Origin of the sequence: Actinotalea sp. JY-7885 (assembly GCF_014525465.1) — a bacterium.
Lineage (GTDB): Bacteria > Actinomycetota > Actinomycetes > Actinomycetales > Cellulomonadaceae > Actinotalea.
In genome coordinates this window covers 1-15,027 of sequence record NZ_JACEXH010000085.1, presented here as the reverse complement: position 1 = coordinate 15,027, position 15,027 = coordinate 1, and the positions used below count along the sequence as shown (strand labels likewise).

Sequence of the window (15,027 nt, the reverse complement as noted above, 5' to 3'; positions counted from 1 at the left end):
GGCGTCGACAGCCGTGTGCAGCGTCAGCGCGCCCTCCCAGCCGGGACGGCTGACGGCCTGCGCGCCGGTGGCGAGGACCGCGGCGTCGGCGCGCAGCTCGCGCGCGGCCGTGGTGAGCGTGACGCCGTCGTCGTGCACCGCGAGCCCCGTGGCCGGCTCGGCGAGCGCGATGTCGGCGCCCGCGAGGTCGGCGCCCACCTCGTCCCGCAGCCAGGCGGGCGCGGTGCGGGTGAGCAGCTCCTTGGACAGCGGCGGGCGGTCGTAGGGCTCGAGCCCCTCGGCGCCGAGCAGGGTGACGTCCCCGGCGAAGCCCTGGTCGCGCAGGGCCGTGACAGCCATGGCACCCGCGAGGCCCGCGCCGACGACCAGGACCGAGGAGACGCGCACGCGCCCACGGTAGTCTCCCGGGCGTGAACCCCCAGCCCGAGGTCGAGCGCCACCGGGCGCCGGCCCTGTGGCTCGTCGTCGCGGCGCTGGTGGTCACGGTGCTCGTCACCGTGGCGCGCGGGGCGTTCGACGGTGCGGCCGTGCTCGTCAGCACGCTGGTCGTCGCGGCCATCGCGCGCCTGATCGGCCGCGGGCGCCGCCCCGAGGGCCTCGCGGTGCGCACCGCGTGGGTCGACGCGACGATCCTGCTGGCCCTCGCCGCGGGCATCGCCACCTTCATGCTCACCCCGGGCGTCTGACGGGCCCGCGCTCCGGCGGGGTCAGGTCTCTCGATGTCGAGTAACCTGACCGCGAAGCACAGCACACGCCGCCGGGCGCCCGGCACGGTCGCCAGGTCCTGCCTCCGCAGGTGGCCCGTGTCCTCGTGCGCGCCGACCACCTGAGCAACGGGAGTTTTCGCATGGGCAAGATCAAGGTCGTGGGTCCGGTCGTCGAGCTCGACGGCGACGAGATGACCCGCATCATCTGGCAGTTCATCAAGGACCGCCTGATCCACCCCTACCTCGACATCGACCTGCGCTACTACGACCTGTCGATCGAGAACCGCGACGCGACCGACGACCAGGTCACGGTCGACGCGGCGAACGCGATCAAGGAGCACGGCGTCGGCGTCAAGTGCGCGACGATCACGCCCGACGAGGCGCGCGTCGAGGAGTTCGGCCTCAAGAAGATGTGGGTCTCGCCCAACGGCACGATCCGCAACATCCTCGGCGGCGTCGTCTTCCGCGAGCCGATCATCATCAGCAACATCCCGCGCCTGGTGCCCGGCTGGAACAAGCCGATCATCATCGGTCGCCACGCCCACGGCGACCAGTACAAGTCGACGAACTTCAAGGTTCCCGGCGCCGGCCGGATCACGATGACCTTCGAGCCGGCCGACGGCTCCGAGCCGCAGCAGTTCGAGGTCGTGACGATGCCCGAGGCGGGCGGCGTCGCGATGGGCATGTACAACTTCAACGAGTCGATCCGCGACTTCGCGCGCGCCTCGTTCGCCTACGGCCTGCAGCGCGGCTACCCGGTCTACCTGTCGACCAAGAACACGATCCTCAAGGCCTACGACGGCCAGTTCAAGGACATCTTCGCCGAGGTCTTCGAGGCCGAGTTCAAGGCCGACTTCGACGCGGCCGGGCTGACGTACGAGCACCGCCTCATCGACGACATGGTCGCCGCGGCCATGAAGTGGGAGGGCGGCTACGTCTGGGCCTGCAAGAACTACGACGGCGACGTCCAGTCCGACACGGTCGCCCAGGGCTTCGGCTCGCTCGGCCTCATGACGTCGGTGCTCATGACCCCCGACGGCAAGACCGTCGAGGCCGAGGCGGCGCACGGCACCGTCACGCGCCACTACCGCCAGCACCAGCAGGGCAAGCCGACGTCGACCAACCCGATCGCGTCGATCTTCGCCTGGACGCGCGGCCTCATGCACCGCGGCAAGCTGGACGGCACGCCCGAGGTGACGCAGTTCGCGCAGACGCTCGAGGACGTCGTCATCTCGACGGTCGAGAGCGGCAAGATGACCAAGGACCTCGCGCTCCTCATCGGGCCGGACCAGGAGTGGCTCACCACCGAGGAGTTCCTCGCCGCCCTCGACGAGAACCTCGCCGCGCGGCTGGCCTGAGCGCCCGCCCTCCCCGACCCTCCCGACAGCCTCCAGAAGGAGTCAACGATGACCGCACCCGTGAACGTCACCGTCACCGGCGCCGCCGGTCAGATCGGCTACTCGCTGCTGTTCCGCATCGCCTCCGGCGCGATGCTGGGCGAGCAGACGCCGGTTCGCCTGCGGCTCCTCGAGATCCCCCAGGCGGTCAAGGCCGCCGAGGGCACCGCGATGGAGCTCGCCGACTGCGCGTTCCCGCTGCTCGACTCCGTCGACATCTACGACGACGCGCGTGCGGCCTTCGACGGCGTCAACGTCGCCCTGCTCGTGGGCGCGCGGCCGCGCGGCCCGGGCATGGAGCGGGGCGACCTCCTCGAGGCGAACGGCGGGATCTTCAAGCCCCAGGGCGAGGCGATCAACGCCGGTGCCGCCGACGACGTGCGCGTGCTCGTCGTGGGCAACCCGGCGAACACCAACGCGCTGATCGCCCAGGCCCACGCGCCGGACGTCCCGGCGCAGCGCTTCACGGCGATGACCCGGCTCGACCACAACCGCGCGCTCTCGCAGCTCGCGGAGAAGACCGGGGCCGGCGTCAAGGACATCGACAAGGTCACGATCTGGGGCAACCACTCGGCCACCCAGTACCCGGACGTCTTCCACGCCACGATCGGCGGCCGTCCGGCCGTCGAGGTGATCGACGACCAGGCGTGGCTCGAGAGCACGTTCATCCCGACCGTCGCCAAGCGCGGTGCGGCGATCATCGAGGCGCGTGGCGCGTCGTCGGCGGCGTCGGCGGCCAACGCGGCGATCGACCACGTGCGCTCGTGGGTCCTCGGCACGCCGGAGGGCTCCTGGACGTCGGCGGGCATCGTCTCCGACGGCTCCTACGGGGTCCCGGCCGGGCTCATCTCGTCCTTCCCGGTCACGTCGACCGGCGGCGACTGGGAGATCGTCCAGGGCCTCGAGGTGAACGACTTCTCGCGCACGCGGATCGACGCGTCGGTCGCCGAGCTGGCCGAGGAGCGCGACGCCGTCCGGCAGCTGGGGCTGATCTGAACCGCGGGACGGCACGACGCCTCGCCACGGCCCTGGCCGTCGGCGGGGCGCTCGTGCTGTCCGGGTGCGGGGGCGCCGCCGCGAAGCCCGAGCCGGAGCCCACGAGCGCGTCCGAGGACGTCGAGTGGGAGGACCCCTTCGACCACGGCGAGGACGGCGACCGGCTCCACGCGATCATGGCCGACCACGACGCGGTGCTCGACGCGTGGTACGAGGCCGAGGCCGCCGGCGATCTCGCCGCCTCCCAGCAGGGTGCGCTCGCGTACGCCGACGCGCTGCGGCCGATGCTCGGGGCCCTGCGGGACGAGACGTTCACGGCCGACTACCAGAAGGAGCACGCCGACACGGTGCTCGTCGCGCTCCAGGACGCCATCGCCTCGGCCGAGAACGCCGCCGCCGCACCGACGCAGGAGGAGTACGACGCGGCGGTCCTGGCCGGCTACGACGAGATCGGCGCTCGCGCGCACCTCGCCGTCCTCCTCCACTGGGTCTGACGGTGCCCGCGGGAGGTGCGGCGCCGCCCGTCCGGGTGGCGCTGCGCGTGCGTCCGGGCGCGTCGCGCAGTCACGTCGGCGGCTCGTACGCGGGCCGGCTCGTCGTGGCGGTGACGCCTCGCGCCGTCGACGGCGCCGCGACCGAGGCGGCGCTCGAAGCCGTCGCCCAGGCGTTCGGGGTGCGCCGTCGGCAGGTCGAGCTCGTCAGCGGCGCGACCAGCCGCGACAAGGTCGTCGCGATCGAGGCGTCCCCGGAGGCGGTCGCCGCCCGCCTCGGGGCGCTCCTGGAACCCTGAGGCGCGGCGAACCAGCGAGCTCGGTGACGGGTCCTGCCGACGTCGCCGTTCAGCGCGGGGCGGGCGGCGTGACAGCATGCGCGGATGCTGACGATGATCGGGCCCGTGCCCACGCACGAGCTGTTCGTCGCGCTGGGCGTCGGTGTCGCGCTGCTGATCCTCGTGGTGGAGGCGCGACGGCGCGGGCACACGGACGACCGCCTGCTGGTGGTGGTCACGGGCGGCCTCGTCGGTGGGGCGCTGCTCATGCGGCTGGGCACCTGGCTCCAGCACGTGGACCTGCGCGAGAACGCGTCCCTGGTCGAGCAGTGGGTGCACGGCAACCGGAGCGTGCTCGGTGGCCTCGTCGGCGCGTGGCTCGGTGTGCACGTCGCCAAGCGGCTCAGCGGTTACCGCGTCCGGACGGGTGATCTCTTCGCGCCGGCGGTGGCCGGGGGCATGGCCGTCGGTCGCGTCGGCTGCCTGCTCACCGAGCTGCCCGGGGAGCCGACCCGCGGCGCCTGGGGCGTGGTGCTCGACCGCGAGGCAGCGGCGCGCCTGGGCGCCCCGGCCGGCGTCCCGCTGCACCCGTCCTTCGCCTACGAGATCGCGTTCCACGCGGCGGCCTTCGCCGTCCTGTGGTTCTGGCTGCGGCACAAGCCGCTGCCGCCGGGGGAGACCTTCGTCTGGTACGTCGCCGCCTACGGGATCTTCCGCTTCCTCGTCGAGTTCGTCCGGGGCAACGAGGAGGTGTGGGCGGGCCTGTCGCGCGGACAGCTCTTCCTCGCGGTGACCGTGCCGCTCGTCCTCGCCCGCATCGTCGTCCACGCCCGCACGGAGTCCGGCGCGCGCCGGCCAGAGCTCGAGGAGGCCACCGCGTGAGCCCACGCACCGGACCCGGCATGCCACTGCGCGGGGGGCGCATCCACCGCTACGTCAACGCGTTCTGCCCGCTGTGCCACGAGGAGCGACCGGACCGCCCGCTCGCCGAGGTCCCGCGGCTGTCCGGGTGGCTGGTCGAGCGCGACGAGCGCATCTGGCTCGAGCGCGGCTGCGCGACGCACGGCCTGGTCAGGACCCTCTACGACGAGTCGCCCGAGATCCTCAGCTACCTCGAGCAGTGGACGGCGCCGACCAAGGCGCACACGCCCGACGTCGTCGGCAACTTCGCGCCCGTGCCCGCCGCCTACGCACACGGGCTGCCCGAGATGCAGACGCAGCACACCTGCATCCTGCTCGAGGACCTGCTCGACCACTGCAACCTCAAGTGCCCGACCTGCTTCGCCGCGTCGGCGCCCGCGCTGGCGTCGGTCGCGCCGCTCGAGGAGGTGCTGGCGTCGATCGACACGCGCCTGGCGCGCGAGAACGGCCGCATCGACGTCCTCATGCTCAGCGGTGGCGAACCCACCCTCTACCCGTGGCTCACCGAGCTGCTCGACGCGGTCGCGACGCGGCCCGTGGTGCGCGTGCTGCTCAACACGAACGGGCTCCTCATCGCGCGTGACGACGCCCTGCTCGCCACGCTGCGCCGGCACCGCGAGCGCGTGGAGGTGTACCTGCAGTTCGACGGCGTCACGGCGCAGGCCTCGACGCACCACCGCGGCGCCGACATCCGCCGGTTCAAGGACCGGGCGCTCGAGCGGCTGTCCGAGGCCGGGGTGTTCACCACGCTGACGATGACCGCCGCGCTGGGCGTCAACGACGACGAGATCGGCGACGTCGTCCGGCGCGGCATGGCGACGCCCTTCGTCGGCGGCGTGACGATCCAGCCCGTCTTCGGCTCCGGTCGCAGCGCGGGCCTGGACCCGATGGACCGCCTCACGCACACGGGGGTGCTCGCGCGGTTGGGGCCGCAGACCGACGGCGTGGTGACGTGGCGCGACATGACGGCCCTGCCGTGCTCGCACCCGCACTGCTGCTCGGTCGGCTACCTGCTCCGGGACGACGCGGGCACGTGGCGCTCGCTCGTCGCGCTCATCGGTCCGCAGCGGCTCAAGGAGTGGCTCGACCTCGAGCCGGACGTGCTGGCGAACCGCATCGCCGACGACGCCATCCCGGCCCAGCTGCGTGCGGCCGTCAAGGGGTCCCTGCTCGACCTCCTCTCGGAGCAGTCGTCGCTCTCCCACCCGTCGATGGCGACCATCTGGCGCGACATCTGCACCGCGTGCGACCTCGGCATCAGCACCCTCGCGACCCTCGCCGCCTCACGCCTGCCGGGTCAGCAGGACCGGATGCGGCGCCTCCTCGGGGAGCGCGTCCTGCGCGTGACGATCAAGCCGTTCATGGACATGAACACGATGATCGAGGAGCGGCTCACGCAGTGCTGCGTCCACGTCGCGACCGTCGAGGAGGAGTCGCGGGCGCACCAGTGCGCGCCGTTCTGCGCGGTCCAGGCGTGGGCGCCGCTGTCGCGGAGCCGGATCTCGAGCGCCGCGGGCGTGCCCCTCGCCGCCGCGACGGCGGCTGGGTCGGGCCGTGCGACGCGCGGTACACCGCCCGAGCGCCCGTCCCGGGTCTCGCTCCCGATGGTGCCCCGGTGAGCGACCCCCGGCAGGTCCGGCCGCCGCACGAGGCGGTCGCGGGCTCCGGCACCGCGGCGCCGCCGGACCCGCTGCGGCTGTGCGTCTTCGCGACGGTGGCGCTGCTGGGCTGGGTGCTCGGGCCGTGGGCGCTGCTCGGCTTCGCGGTGCTGGCGATCGTCGGGTACGCCCGGGCCCGGCGCGCCGGCCTGCTCCGCTCGCGCTGCAAGCTCGGCGACACGCGCCTCGTCCTGCTCTACCTCACCCTCCTCGCCGGGGCTGCCGCCACGGCGATCGTCCTGTCCCTGACCTGACCAGCGTCCCCACCGAGGAGCCACCGTGTCGCAGCAGCCGCCCCCGCAGGACGACCCGCAGCAGCCGGGCGCGCAGCCGGACGGCCAGCCGCCGTACGGTCAGCAGCCGCCGTACGGCCAGCCACAGCCCTACGGTCAGCAGCCCTACGGTCAGCAGCCCTACGGTCAGCAGCCCTACGGTCAGCAGCCCTACGGTCAGCAGCCTTACGGTCAGGGCGCCGCCGACCCCTACGCGCCGGTGCGCACGCCGTCGTCCAACAAGCGCAAGTTCTGGATCGGCGCGGCCCTCGCGATCCCCGCGCTCGTGGCCTGCTTCGTGGTGGCCGGTGGACTCGGGGGCCTGCTCCGCGGGGTCACGCACAGCGGCGGGATCGAGCAGATCGTCTCGACGATCGTCGGGATGGTGGCGGTCGGTGCGGTGATCGCCGGGGTCGTGGTGGAACGGACGCGCTGGTACGCGATCGGCGTGCTGGCGGGGGCGGCGATCCTGGCCATCGTCGCCGCGGGCGCCTGCGTCGCGTTCCTCGTCGCCCTCACGGCGAGCTACGGCGGCTAGCGCTCCGGGTGGCGGCCGTGGACGCCCGCTGTCCGCACTGCGGACGAGCTGCGGGCGCCACTGCAACCGCCTGACGGATCGCACGCACGGCCCTCCGGGGTGGTCGCGCGTCCACTGCAAGGGCGCGCCGCCACGCGTTGCCCGGCCTTGCGGCCCGGCGTTACCGTCGCGCCACCCGGCGGAGTTCACCCGGGTGAACATCGGTGGTGACAAGGGAGTCCCCATGACCTCGGCCCTCACGGCCTCGTCGACCCGCGCGCGCTCGGCGGCGCGGATCGGCTCCGTCCTCGCGCTCGCCCTCACGGCGACCGTCGTGCCGCCCGGTCCGGGCTCGGCGCCCGCGACCGCCGCGGACCGCTCGGTCGCCCTGGTCGGCGACCTGCAGAGCGAGCTCGGCTGCGCGGCCGACTGGGCGCCGGACTGCGCCGCGACGGAGCTCGCGCCCACGGGCGAACCGGGCCGCTACGCCGCGGAGTTCGAGGTCCCGGCGGGAGCCTGGCAGTACAAGGTCGCGCTCGACGACGCCTGGGACGAGGCGTACGGCGCCGACGGCGGCGGCGACAACACCCCGCTCGTCGTCGCCGGACCGACGCGGCTGCGCGTGACGTACGACGACGCCACGCACCGCACCGGCCTGGTCCCGCTGGACCTGGGAGGCGCGGCCTCGGACGCCGACGCCGCGCTCGTCGCCGACCCGGTGCGCCAGCCGGGCTCGGCCGAGCAGTTCTACTTCGTCATGACGGACCGGTTCGCCAACGGGGACCCGGGCAACGACACGGGCGGGCTCACCGGCGACCGCCTCGCCACGGGGTTCGACCCGACCGACAAGGGCTTCTACCAGGGTGGTGACCTCGCCGGCCTGCGCGCGCAGCTCGACTACATCGAGGGGCTCGGCACGACGGCGATCTGGCTCACGCCGTCCTTCCTCAACCGGCCGGTCCAGGGCACCGGCGCCGACGCCTCGGCCGGCTACCACGGGTACTGGATCACGGACTTCACGCAGATCGACCCGCACCTCGGGACGAACGCGGAGCTCGAGGCCCTCATCGCCGACGCCCACGCGCGGGGCATCAAGGTCTACTTCGACATCATCACGAACCACACGGCCGACGTCGTCGACTACGCCGAGGGGCAGTACTCCTACGTGGACCAGGCGACGCGGCCGTACACCGACGCCGCCGGCACGCCGTTCGACCCCGCCGACCACGCCGGCACGGGGTCGTTCCCCGAGCTCGACCCGGCCACGTCGTTCCCCTACACGCCCGTCGTGGACCCGGCCGACGCCGACCTCAAGGTCCCCGCGTGGCTCAACGACCCGACGCTCTACCACAACCGCGGCAACTCGACCTGGGCGGGGGAGTCCGTCACGTACGGCGACTTCGACGGCCTGGACGACCTCATGACCGAGCACCCGACGGTCGTCGAGGGCTTCGTCGAGGTCTACCAGGACTGGGTGGACCTCGGCATCGACGGCTTCCGGATCGACACGGTCAAGCACGTGAACCCCGAGTTCTGGGAGCAGTGGACCACGCAGGTCCTCGACTACGCCCACGCCCAGGGCAAGCCGGACTTCTTCATGTTCGGCGAGGTGTACGACGCCGACGCGGCCAAGCTCTCGCCGTACGTCCGCACCACCGACATGAGCTCGGTGCTGGACTTCACCTTCCAGGCCGCCGCGTCGACGTATGCCCGCGGCACGGGTCCGCAGACCCTGCGGCAGCTGTTCGCCTCCGACGACATGTACACGACGCCGACGACGAGCTCCACCGCCCTGCCCACGTTCCTCGGCAACCACGACATGGGCCGCATCGGCTACTTCGTCGCCCCGCAGGGCGACGGCCTGGCGCGCTCCGAGCTCGCGCACAGCCTCATGTACCTGACGCGCGGCCAGCCCGTCGTCTACTACGGCGACGAGCAGGGCTTCGCCGGCCTCGGCGGGGACAAGAGCGCGCGGCAGACCCTCTTCGCGTCGCAGACGCCCGAGTACACCGACCAGGAGCTGCTGACGGGGCAGGCCCTGGGTTCCGTCGACCGCTACGACACGGGCGCCCCGCTCTACGAGCACATCGCGGGCCTGGCGTCGGCCCGCAGCGCGACGCCGGCGCTCGCGACCGGCGCGCAGCTCGAGCGGCCCGTCACGGGTCCGGGCGAGGGCTCCGTCTACGCGTTCTCGCGCGTCGACCGCGAGGAGAGGGTCGAGCACCTGGTCGCCGTGAACAACGCCGCGGTGCCCGCGACCGTCACGGTCGACACGCTGACGCCGGGCGCCGGCTTCGCCGCCCTCGCCGGATCGCCGGACGACCACGCGGCCGTCACCGCGGCCGACGACGGCACCGTCGAGCTCACGGTCCCGGCGTTCGGCGCCGTGGTCCTGGTGGCCGACGGCCCGGTCGCTGCGGGGGCGGACGACCTGACGGTCGCCGTCCCCTCCCCGGGCGCGGCCGTCACCGGGGTGGCCCCCGTCGCGGCCGAGGTCGCCGACGTCTGGGCGGAGACCTCCTTCGCGTACCGCGTGGTCGGCGACGAGGACTGGACCCCGCTCGGCACGGCGGAGGACACCACGCCGCGCGTGTTCCACGACACCGCCGGCCTGGCGCGCGGGACGCTCGTCGAGTACCGCGCCGTGAGCGTCGACGCCGCGGGCGACCGCGTGGCGGCCTCGTCCTTCGCGTCCGTGGGCGTCGCCGTCGACGGCGCCGTGCCGGACGAGCAGCCCGCCGAGGGTCGCGAGGACCTGCTCGTCACGGTCGCGGGCGACCTGGACAGCGAGCTCGGCTGCTCGGCCGACTGGCAGCCCGACTGCACCGCCGTCGCCCTGACGCACCGCGGCGCGGGCGTGTACTCCGGCACGTTCGAGGTCCCCGCGGGCGACTTCCAGTACAAGATCGCGATCAACGGCACCTGGGACGAGAACTACGGCGCGGGCGGCGTGCGGGGCGGCGACAACGTGCCGATCTCGGTGCCCGCGACGCAGCAGGTCACGTTCGTCTACGACGACGCCACGAAGTGGTTCACGTCGAGCGCCCAGGGCCCGCTGCTGACGCTGCCCGGCTCCTTCCAGAGCGAGGCGGGCTGCCCGGCGGACTGGTCGCCGGACTGCGTCGTGACCTCCCTGCAGGACCCGGACGGCGACGGCACCTTCACCTGGACCTCGCGTCCGCTGCCCGCGGGCACGTACGAGGTCAAGGTCGCGCACGGCCTGACGTGGGACGAGAACTACGGGGCCGGCGGCGCGCCGGGCGGCGCGAACATCGCCTTCACGGCGTCCGCCGACGAGCGCGTGACCTTCACGTACGACCTCGCCACGCACGTCCTGACGGTCGGCGTCGTCGACCCGCCGCTGGCCGGCGTCGGCACCGCGCAGGCGCACTGGCTCGACGCCGGCACCATCGCGTGGCCCGCGGCGCTCCTGCCGGGGACGGACGCGTCGGCGCAGACGTGGCGCCTGCACCACGCGCCCGACGCGTCGCTCGAGGTGGTCGACGACGCCGTCCAGGGCGGCGAGGCGATCGAGCTCGCGCTCGACGAGGGCGGCCTCACGGCCGAGCAGCTCGCCGCGTTCCCGCACCTCGAGGGCTTCCTCGCGCTGAGCGTGGACGCCCCGCGGGCGGAGGTCGAGGCGCTGCTGCGCGGTGAGCTGCTCGTCGGCCAGTACGACGCCGCCGGCGCGGCGACGGCGATCACGGGCGTCCAGGTCCCGGGCGTGGTGGACGACCTCTTCGCGCAGGACGCGGCCGACCGCGCCCTGGGCGCGACGTGGCGGTCCGGCCGGCCCGACCTGGCCCTGTGGGCACCGACGGCACAGGACGTGGACCTCCTGCTGTGGACCCCGGACCGCCGCGGCCGGCTCGACCTCGACGCCGAGCCGCAGCGGGTCGCGATGGACCGCGGGGCCGACGGCACGTGGACGGTGCGCGGCCAGAAGGCCTGGGCCGACGCGGCCTACCTCTACGAGGTGACCGTCTACGCCCCGAGCACGGACGCGGTCGAGGTCAACCGCGTCACGGACCCGTACTCGGTCGCGCTGACGCTCAACTCGACGCACTCGGTGCTGGTGGACCTGGACGACCGCGACCACCAGCCGCGGCTGTGGCGCACGGCCGACCAGCCCGAGGTCGAGCCCGTCGACCAGACGATCTACGAGCTGCACGTGCGCGACTTCTCGATCAGCGACGAGACCGTCCCCGCGGAGCTCCGGGGCACCTACGGGGCCTTCGCGCAGGAGGGCACGGCGGGCCGGCAGCACCTGCGGGAGCTGGCCGACGCGGGGCTGACGACGGTCCACCTGCTGCCGACGTTCGACATCGCGACGATCGAGGAGGACCGCGGCGCCCAGGCGACGCCGCCGTGCGACCTCGCGTCCTTCCCGCCGGACTCGCCCGAGCAGCAGGCCTGCATCGAGCAGATCCGCGCCGGCGACGGCTACAACTGGGGCTACGACCCGCTGCACTTCAGCGCCCCGGAGGGGTCCTACGCGCGCGACGCCCACGGCGGTGCCCGGGTCGCCGAGTTCCGGACCATGGTCGGCGCCCTGCACGACGACGGCCTCCAGGTCGTCCTGGACCAGGTGTTCAACCACACCGCCGCCAGCGGCCAGGACCCGAAGTCCGTGCTGGACCGCGTGGTGCCCGGCTACTACCACCGGCTGGACGCGACCGGGCAGGTGGAGACGTCGACGTGCTGCCAGAACCTGGCCACCGAGCACGCCATGACCGAGAAGCTCATGGTCGACTCCGTGGTGACGTGGGCCCGCGACTACAAGGTGGACGGCTTCCGCTTCGACCTCATGGGGCACCACAGCGTCCAGACCATGCAGGCCGTGCGCGAGGCGCTCGACGCGCTCACGCCGCGCCGCGACGGCGTCGACGGCTCGGCCGTCTACCTCTACGGCGAGGGCTGGAACTTCGGCGAGGTCGCCGACAACCGTCTGTTCACCCAGGCGACGCAGGGCCAGCTCGACGGCACGGGCATCGGGACCTTCAGCGACCGGCTGCGCGACGCCGTGCGCGGCGGGGGACCGTTCGACGAGGACCCGCGCGTCCAGGGCTTCGGCAGCGGGGCGTTCACCGACCCGAACGGCGCCCCGGTCAACGGCTCGCAGGACGAGCAGCGCGCGCGCCTGCAGCACCAGGCCGACCTCGTCCGGCTCGGCCTCGCGGGCAACCTCGAGGACTTCGCGTTCCTCGCGAGCGACGGCACCGTGCGCACCGGCGCCGAGCTCGACTACAACGGGCAGCCCGCGGGCTACGCGACGTCACCCGAGGAGGTCGTCACCTACGTCGACGCGCACGACAACGAGACGCTCTTCGACTCGCTGACGCTCAAGCTGCCCCAGGACACGCCGATGGCGGACCGCGTGCGCATGAACACGCTGTCCCTCGCGACGACCGCCCTGTCGCAGACGCCGTCGTTCTGGCACGCCGGCACGGACCTGCTGCGCAGCAAGTCCCTGGACCGCAACAGCTACGACTCGGGCGACTGGTTCAACGAGATCGACTGGTCCGGGCAGGGGACGACCTTCGGGCGCGGCCTGCCGCCCGCGGCGGACAACGAGGCGAAGTGGCCCTACCAGGCGCCGCTGCTGGCGGACCCGGCGCTCGCGCCCACGCCCGCGGACATCGAGGCGGCGGGGGACCAGGCGCAGGACCTCCTGCGGCTGCGGTTCTCGACCGAGCTGTTCCGGCTCGGCGACGCGGAGCTCATCCGGGAGAAGGTGACCTTCCCCGGCAGCGGCCCCGACGCCGCTCCCGGCGTCATCGCGATGCACGTGGACGACACGGTCGGCCGGGACGTCGACCCCGAGCTGGACGGCCTGCTGACGGTGTTCAACGCGTCCGACGAGCCCGCCGTGATCGCGCTCGCGGACCTCGCGGGCGCGGACTACGAGCTGTCGCCGGTGCTCGCCGAGGGCAGCGACGACGTCGTGCGTCAGACCACGTGGGACGAGGCCAGCGGCACCGTCACCGTGCCGGCCCGGACCGTCGCCGTCCTCGTCGACGGCGAGGACGGCGACGGTCCGGGCACCCCGGGCGGCGGCTGGTGGCAGTGGTTCTGGGGCTGGATCGGCGGCTGGTGGCCGCCGTCGTGGTGGCCCTGGTGACGTCCGGGCGTCACGCCGCCGGCACAGCCTGCGTGCCCTCGTGGACCAGGGCCGCGATGTGCCGCTTGATCTCGTTGAACGCGGGCCCGGTGACGTCCCGGTCCTCGCCGAGGCCGACGGGGACGACCTCGCGGACGTGACCCGGCACGCCGTGCGAGGCGCCGCCCGCCATGACCACGACGCGGTCCGCGAGCACCACCGCCTCCTCGATGCTGTGGGTGACCAGCAGCACCGTCGTCCCGGTCTCGCGGTGGATGCGGCTCAGCTCCACCTGCATGGTGCTGCGCGTCAGGGCGTCGAGCGCGCCGAACGGCTCGTCCATGAGCATCACGGCCGGGTCGTTCGCCAGCACGCGGGCGATCGCGACGCGCTGCTGCATGCCGCCGCTGAGCTCGCCGGGGTAGGACCTGGCGAACCGGGTCAGGCCCACCGTCGCCAGGAAGCGCTCGGCACGCTCGGCGACGACGTCGCGGCTGTACCGCTTCTGCTTGGGGCCGTACGCGACGTTCTCCTGGACCGTCAGCCACGGGAAGAGGCCGTAGTCCTGGAAGACGACGCCCCGGTCCGGCCCCGGGCCGGTGACCGGCTCGCCCGCGACGGTGACCGAGCCGCCGGTCGCGGTCTCGAACCCGGCGATGATGCGCAGGAGGGTGCTCTTGCCGCAGCCGCTCGCGCCGACGACGGTGACGAGCTCGCCCGCCCGGACGTCGAGGTCGACGCCGGCCATCGCGGGGACGGTGTCGGTGGGGCGGTAGCGCTTCTCGAGGGCGACGGTGCGGATGTCCCCGGGCAGCTGGGGCCGGTCGGTTCCGATGCGAGGCATGGTGGCTCCTAGGAGAGGGTCGGGCGGCCGCGGGTGACGAGCGTGACCAGGCCGGCGAGGAGCCGGTCGGCGAGGAAGCCCGCGAGGCCGATGACGACCATCCCGGCGACGATGAGATCGGTCTTGGACATGTCCCGCGCCTGGGTGATCATCGACCCCAGGCCGGTGCTGATGCCGACGGTCTCCCCGACGACGAGGATGACCCAGGACAGCCCCAGGGCGATCCGCAGGCCGCCGACGATGCTGTGCATCGCGCCGGGCAGGACGACGTTGGTCAGGACCTGCGCCGGACGCGTGCCGAGCATCGCCGCGGCCTCGAGCAGCCGCTCCGGGACTCGGCGCACGCCCGCGATCGTGTTGAGCAGGATCGGGAAGAACGCGGCGAGGAAGACCAGGAAGATCGTCGAGCGGTCCCCGAAGCCGATGATGAGCAGCGCGAGGGGCGCCCACGCCGTCACCGGGATCGGTCGGACGACGTTGAGCAGCGGGTCGAGCATGCGGAACACGGCACGGAAGCGCCCCATGAGGACCCCGAGGGGGATCGCGCAGAGCGCCGCGAGCCCGAACCCGGACAGGACCCGTCCCGTGCTCGCCGCGAGGTGCTCCCACAGCGAGCCGCTGAACGCGTCGTCGAAGACGCCGCCGACGGTGATGTCGACGATGCGGCGCAGCACGTCCTCGGGGGCCGGGACGAAGGCCATCTTGATGCCGAAGGGCAGGGTCCAGGCGTTCTGGACGCCGAGCTTCCACAGCACGAGGGCGAGCACGGGGACGGGCACGGCCAGGGCGACGGCCGCCGCCGTGGCCCGGGGGTCGCGGGCGGGGCGGGGCCGGCGCGGCCGCCCC

The 15,027-nt window shown here is 73.5% G+C and carries 13 protein-coding genes; 10 read left to right on the top strand and 3 right to left on the bottom strand.

The window, feature by feature from the left end:
* On the bottom strand, nt 1-387 hold a 387-nt coding region (locus IDM29_RS09525), incomplete at its 3' end, for an FAD-dependent oxidoreductase (RefSeq protein ID WP_309232708.1).
* A 23-nt stretch (nt 388-410) separates the two neighbouring features.
* Here IDM29_RS09525 and IDM29_RS09520 point away from each other — a divergent pair.
* The 10 genes from IDM29_RS09520 (at nt 411) to pulA (ending at nt 13,358) form a co-directional block, all read left to right on the top strand.
* The gene (locus IDM29_RS09520) at nt 411-686 is read left to right on the top strand and encodes a hypothetical protein (RefSeq protein WP_182111950.1); all 276 of its coding nucleotides are present in this window, start codon (nt 411-413) and stop codon (nt 684-686) included.
* Between the two features lie 161 nt (nt 687-847).
* Nucleotides 848-2,065 (top strand): NADP-dependent isocitrate dehydrogenase, encoded by a 1,218-nt coding sequence (locus tag IDM29_RS09515; RefSeq protein ID WP_182114273.1) that lies wholly within the window; start codon nt 848-850, stop codon nt 2,063-2,065.
* Between the two features lie 48 nt (nt 2,066-2,113).
* Nucleotides 2,114-3,100, top strand: coding sequence for a malate dehydrogenase (locus IDM29_RS09510; protein ID WP_182111949.1), 987 nt, complete (start codon nt 2,114-2,116; stop codon nt 3,098-3,100).
* A gap of 53 nt (nt 3,101-3,153) precedes the next feature.
* Complete coding sequence (locus IDM29_RS09505; RefSeq protein WP_182111948.1) at nt 3,154-3,594, top strand: hypothetical protein; 441 nt, start codon at nt 3,154-3,156, stop codon at nt 3,592-3,594.
* A gap of 2 nt (nt 3,595-3,596) precedes the next feature.
* Nucleotides 3,597-3,890 carry a DUF167 domain-containing protein gene (locus IDM29_RS09500; protein ID WP_182111947.1) on the top strand — a complete coding sequence of 98 codons (294 nt, stop codon included), beginning with the start codon at nt 3,597-3,599 and terminating at the stop codon, nt 3,888-3,890.
* An 84-nt stretch (nt 3,891-3,974) separates the two neighbouring features.
* Nucleotides 3,975-4,751, top strand: coding sequence for a prolipoprotein diacylglyceryl transferase (locus tag IDM29_RS09495; RefSeq protein WP_182111946.1), 777 nt, complete (start codon nt 3,975-3,977; stop codon nt 4,749-4,751).
* Nucleotides 4,748-6,409: a radical SAM protein gene (locus IDM29_RS09490; protein ID WP_309232707.1), complete on the top strand. Its 1,662-nt coding sequence runs from the start codon at nt 4,748-4,750 to the stop codon at nt 6,407-6,409. Before IDM29_RS09495 ends, IDM29_RS09490 begins: the two co-directional genes overlap by 4 nt.
* Nucleotides 6,406-6,702 carry a hypothetical protein gene (locus tag IDM29_RS09485; protein WP_220457965.1) on the top strand — a complete coding sequence of 99 codons (297 nt, stop codon included), beginning with the start codon at nt 6,406-6,408 and terminating at the stop codon, nt 6,700-6,702. The genes IDM29_RS09490 and IDM29_RS09485 overlap by 4 nt, the downstream gene beginning before the upstream one ends.
* Nucleotides 6,703-6,727: 25 nt before the next feature.
* Nucleotides 6,728-7,258, top strand: coding sequence for a hypothetical protein (locus IDM29_RS09480; RefSeq protein WP_188037455.1), 531 nt, complete (start codon nt 6,728-6,730; stop codon nt 7,256-7,258).
* 223 nt (nt 7,259-7,481) lie between these two features.
* Nucleotides 7,482-13,358: a pullulanase-type alpha-1,6-glucosidase gene (pulA, locus tag IDM29_RS09475; RefSeq protein ID WP_182111944.1), complete on the top strand. Its 5,877-nt coding sequence runs from the start codon at nt 7,482-7,484 to the stop codon at nt 13,356-13,358.
* A 10-nt stretch (nt 13,359-13,368) separates the two neighbouring features.
* On the opposite strand, the gene IDM29_RS09470 is transcribed toward pulA, so the two are convergent.
* Both IDM29_RS09470 and IDM29_RS09465 read right to left on the bottom strand, forming a co-directional pair.
* Nucleotides 13,369-14,181, bottom strand: coding sequence for an ABC transporter ATP-binding protein (locus IDM29_RS09470; RefSeq protein WP_182111943.1), 813 nt, complete (start codon nt 14,179-14,181; stop codon nt 13,369-13,371).
* 8 nt (nt 14,182-14,189) lie between these two features.
* On the bottom strand, nt 14,190-15,027 hold an 838-nt coding region (locus tag IDM29_RS09465; protein WP_223148155.1), incomplete at its 5' end, for an ABC transporter permease.

Bases quoted from the DNA above. Each gene is read 5' to 3' on its own strand.
- IDM29_RS09515 (WP_182114273.1), top strand. From the start codon at position 848: ATGGGCAAGATCAAGGTCGTGGGTCCGGTCGTCGAGCTCGACGGCGAC.
- IDM29_RS09510 (WP_182111949.1), top strand. From the start codon at position 2,114: ATGACCGCACCCGTGAACGTCACCGTCACCGGCGCCGCCGGTCAGATC.
- IDM29_RS09495 (WP_182111946.1), top strand. From the start codon at position 3,975: ATGCTGACGATGATCGGGCCCGTGCCCACGCACGAGCTGTTCGTCGCG.
- pulA (WP_182111944.1), top strand. From the start codon at position 7,482: ATGACCTCGGCCCTCACGGCCTCGTCGACCCGCGCGCGCTCGGCGGCG.
- IDM29_RS09470 (WP_182111943.1), bottom strand. From the start codon at position 14,181: ATGCCTCGCATCGGAACCGACCGGCCCCAGCTGCCCGGGGACATCCGC.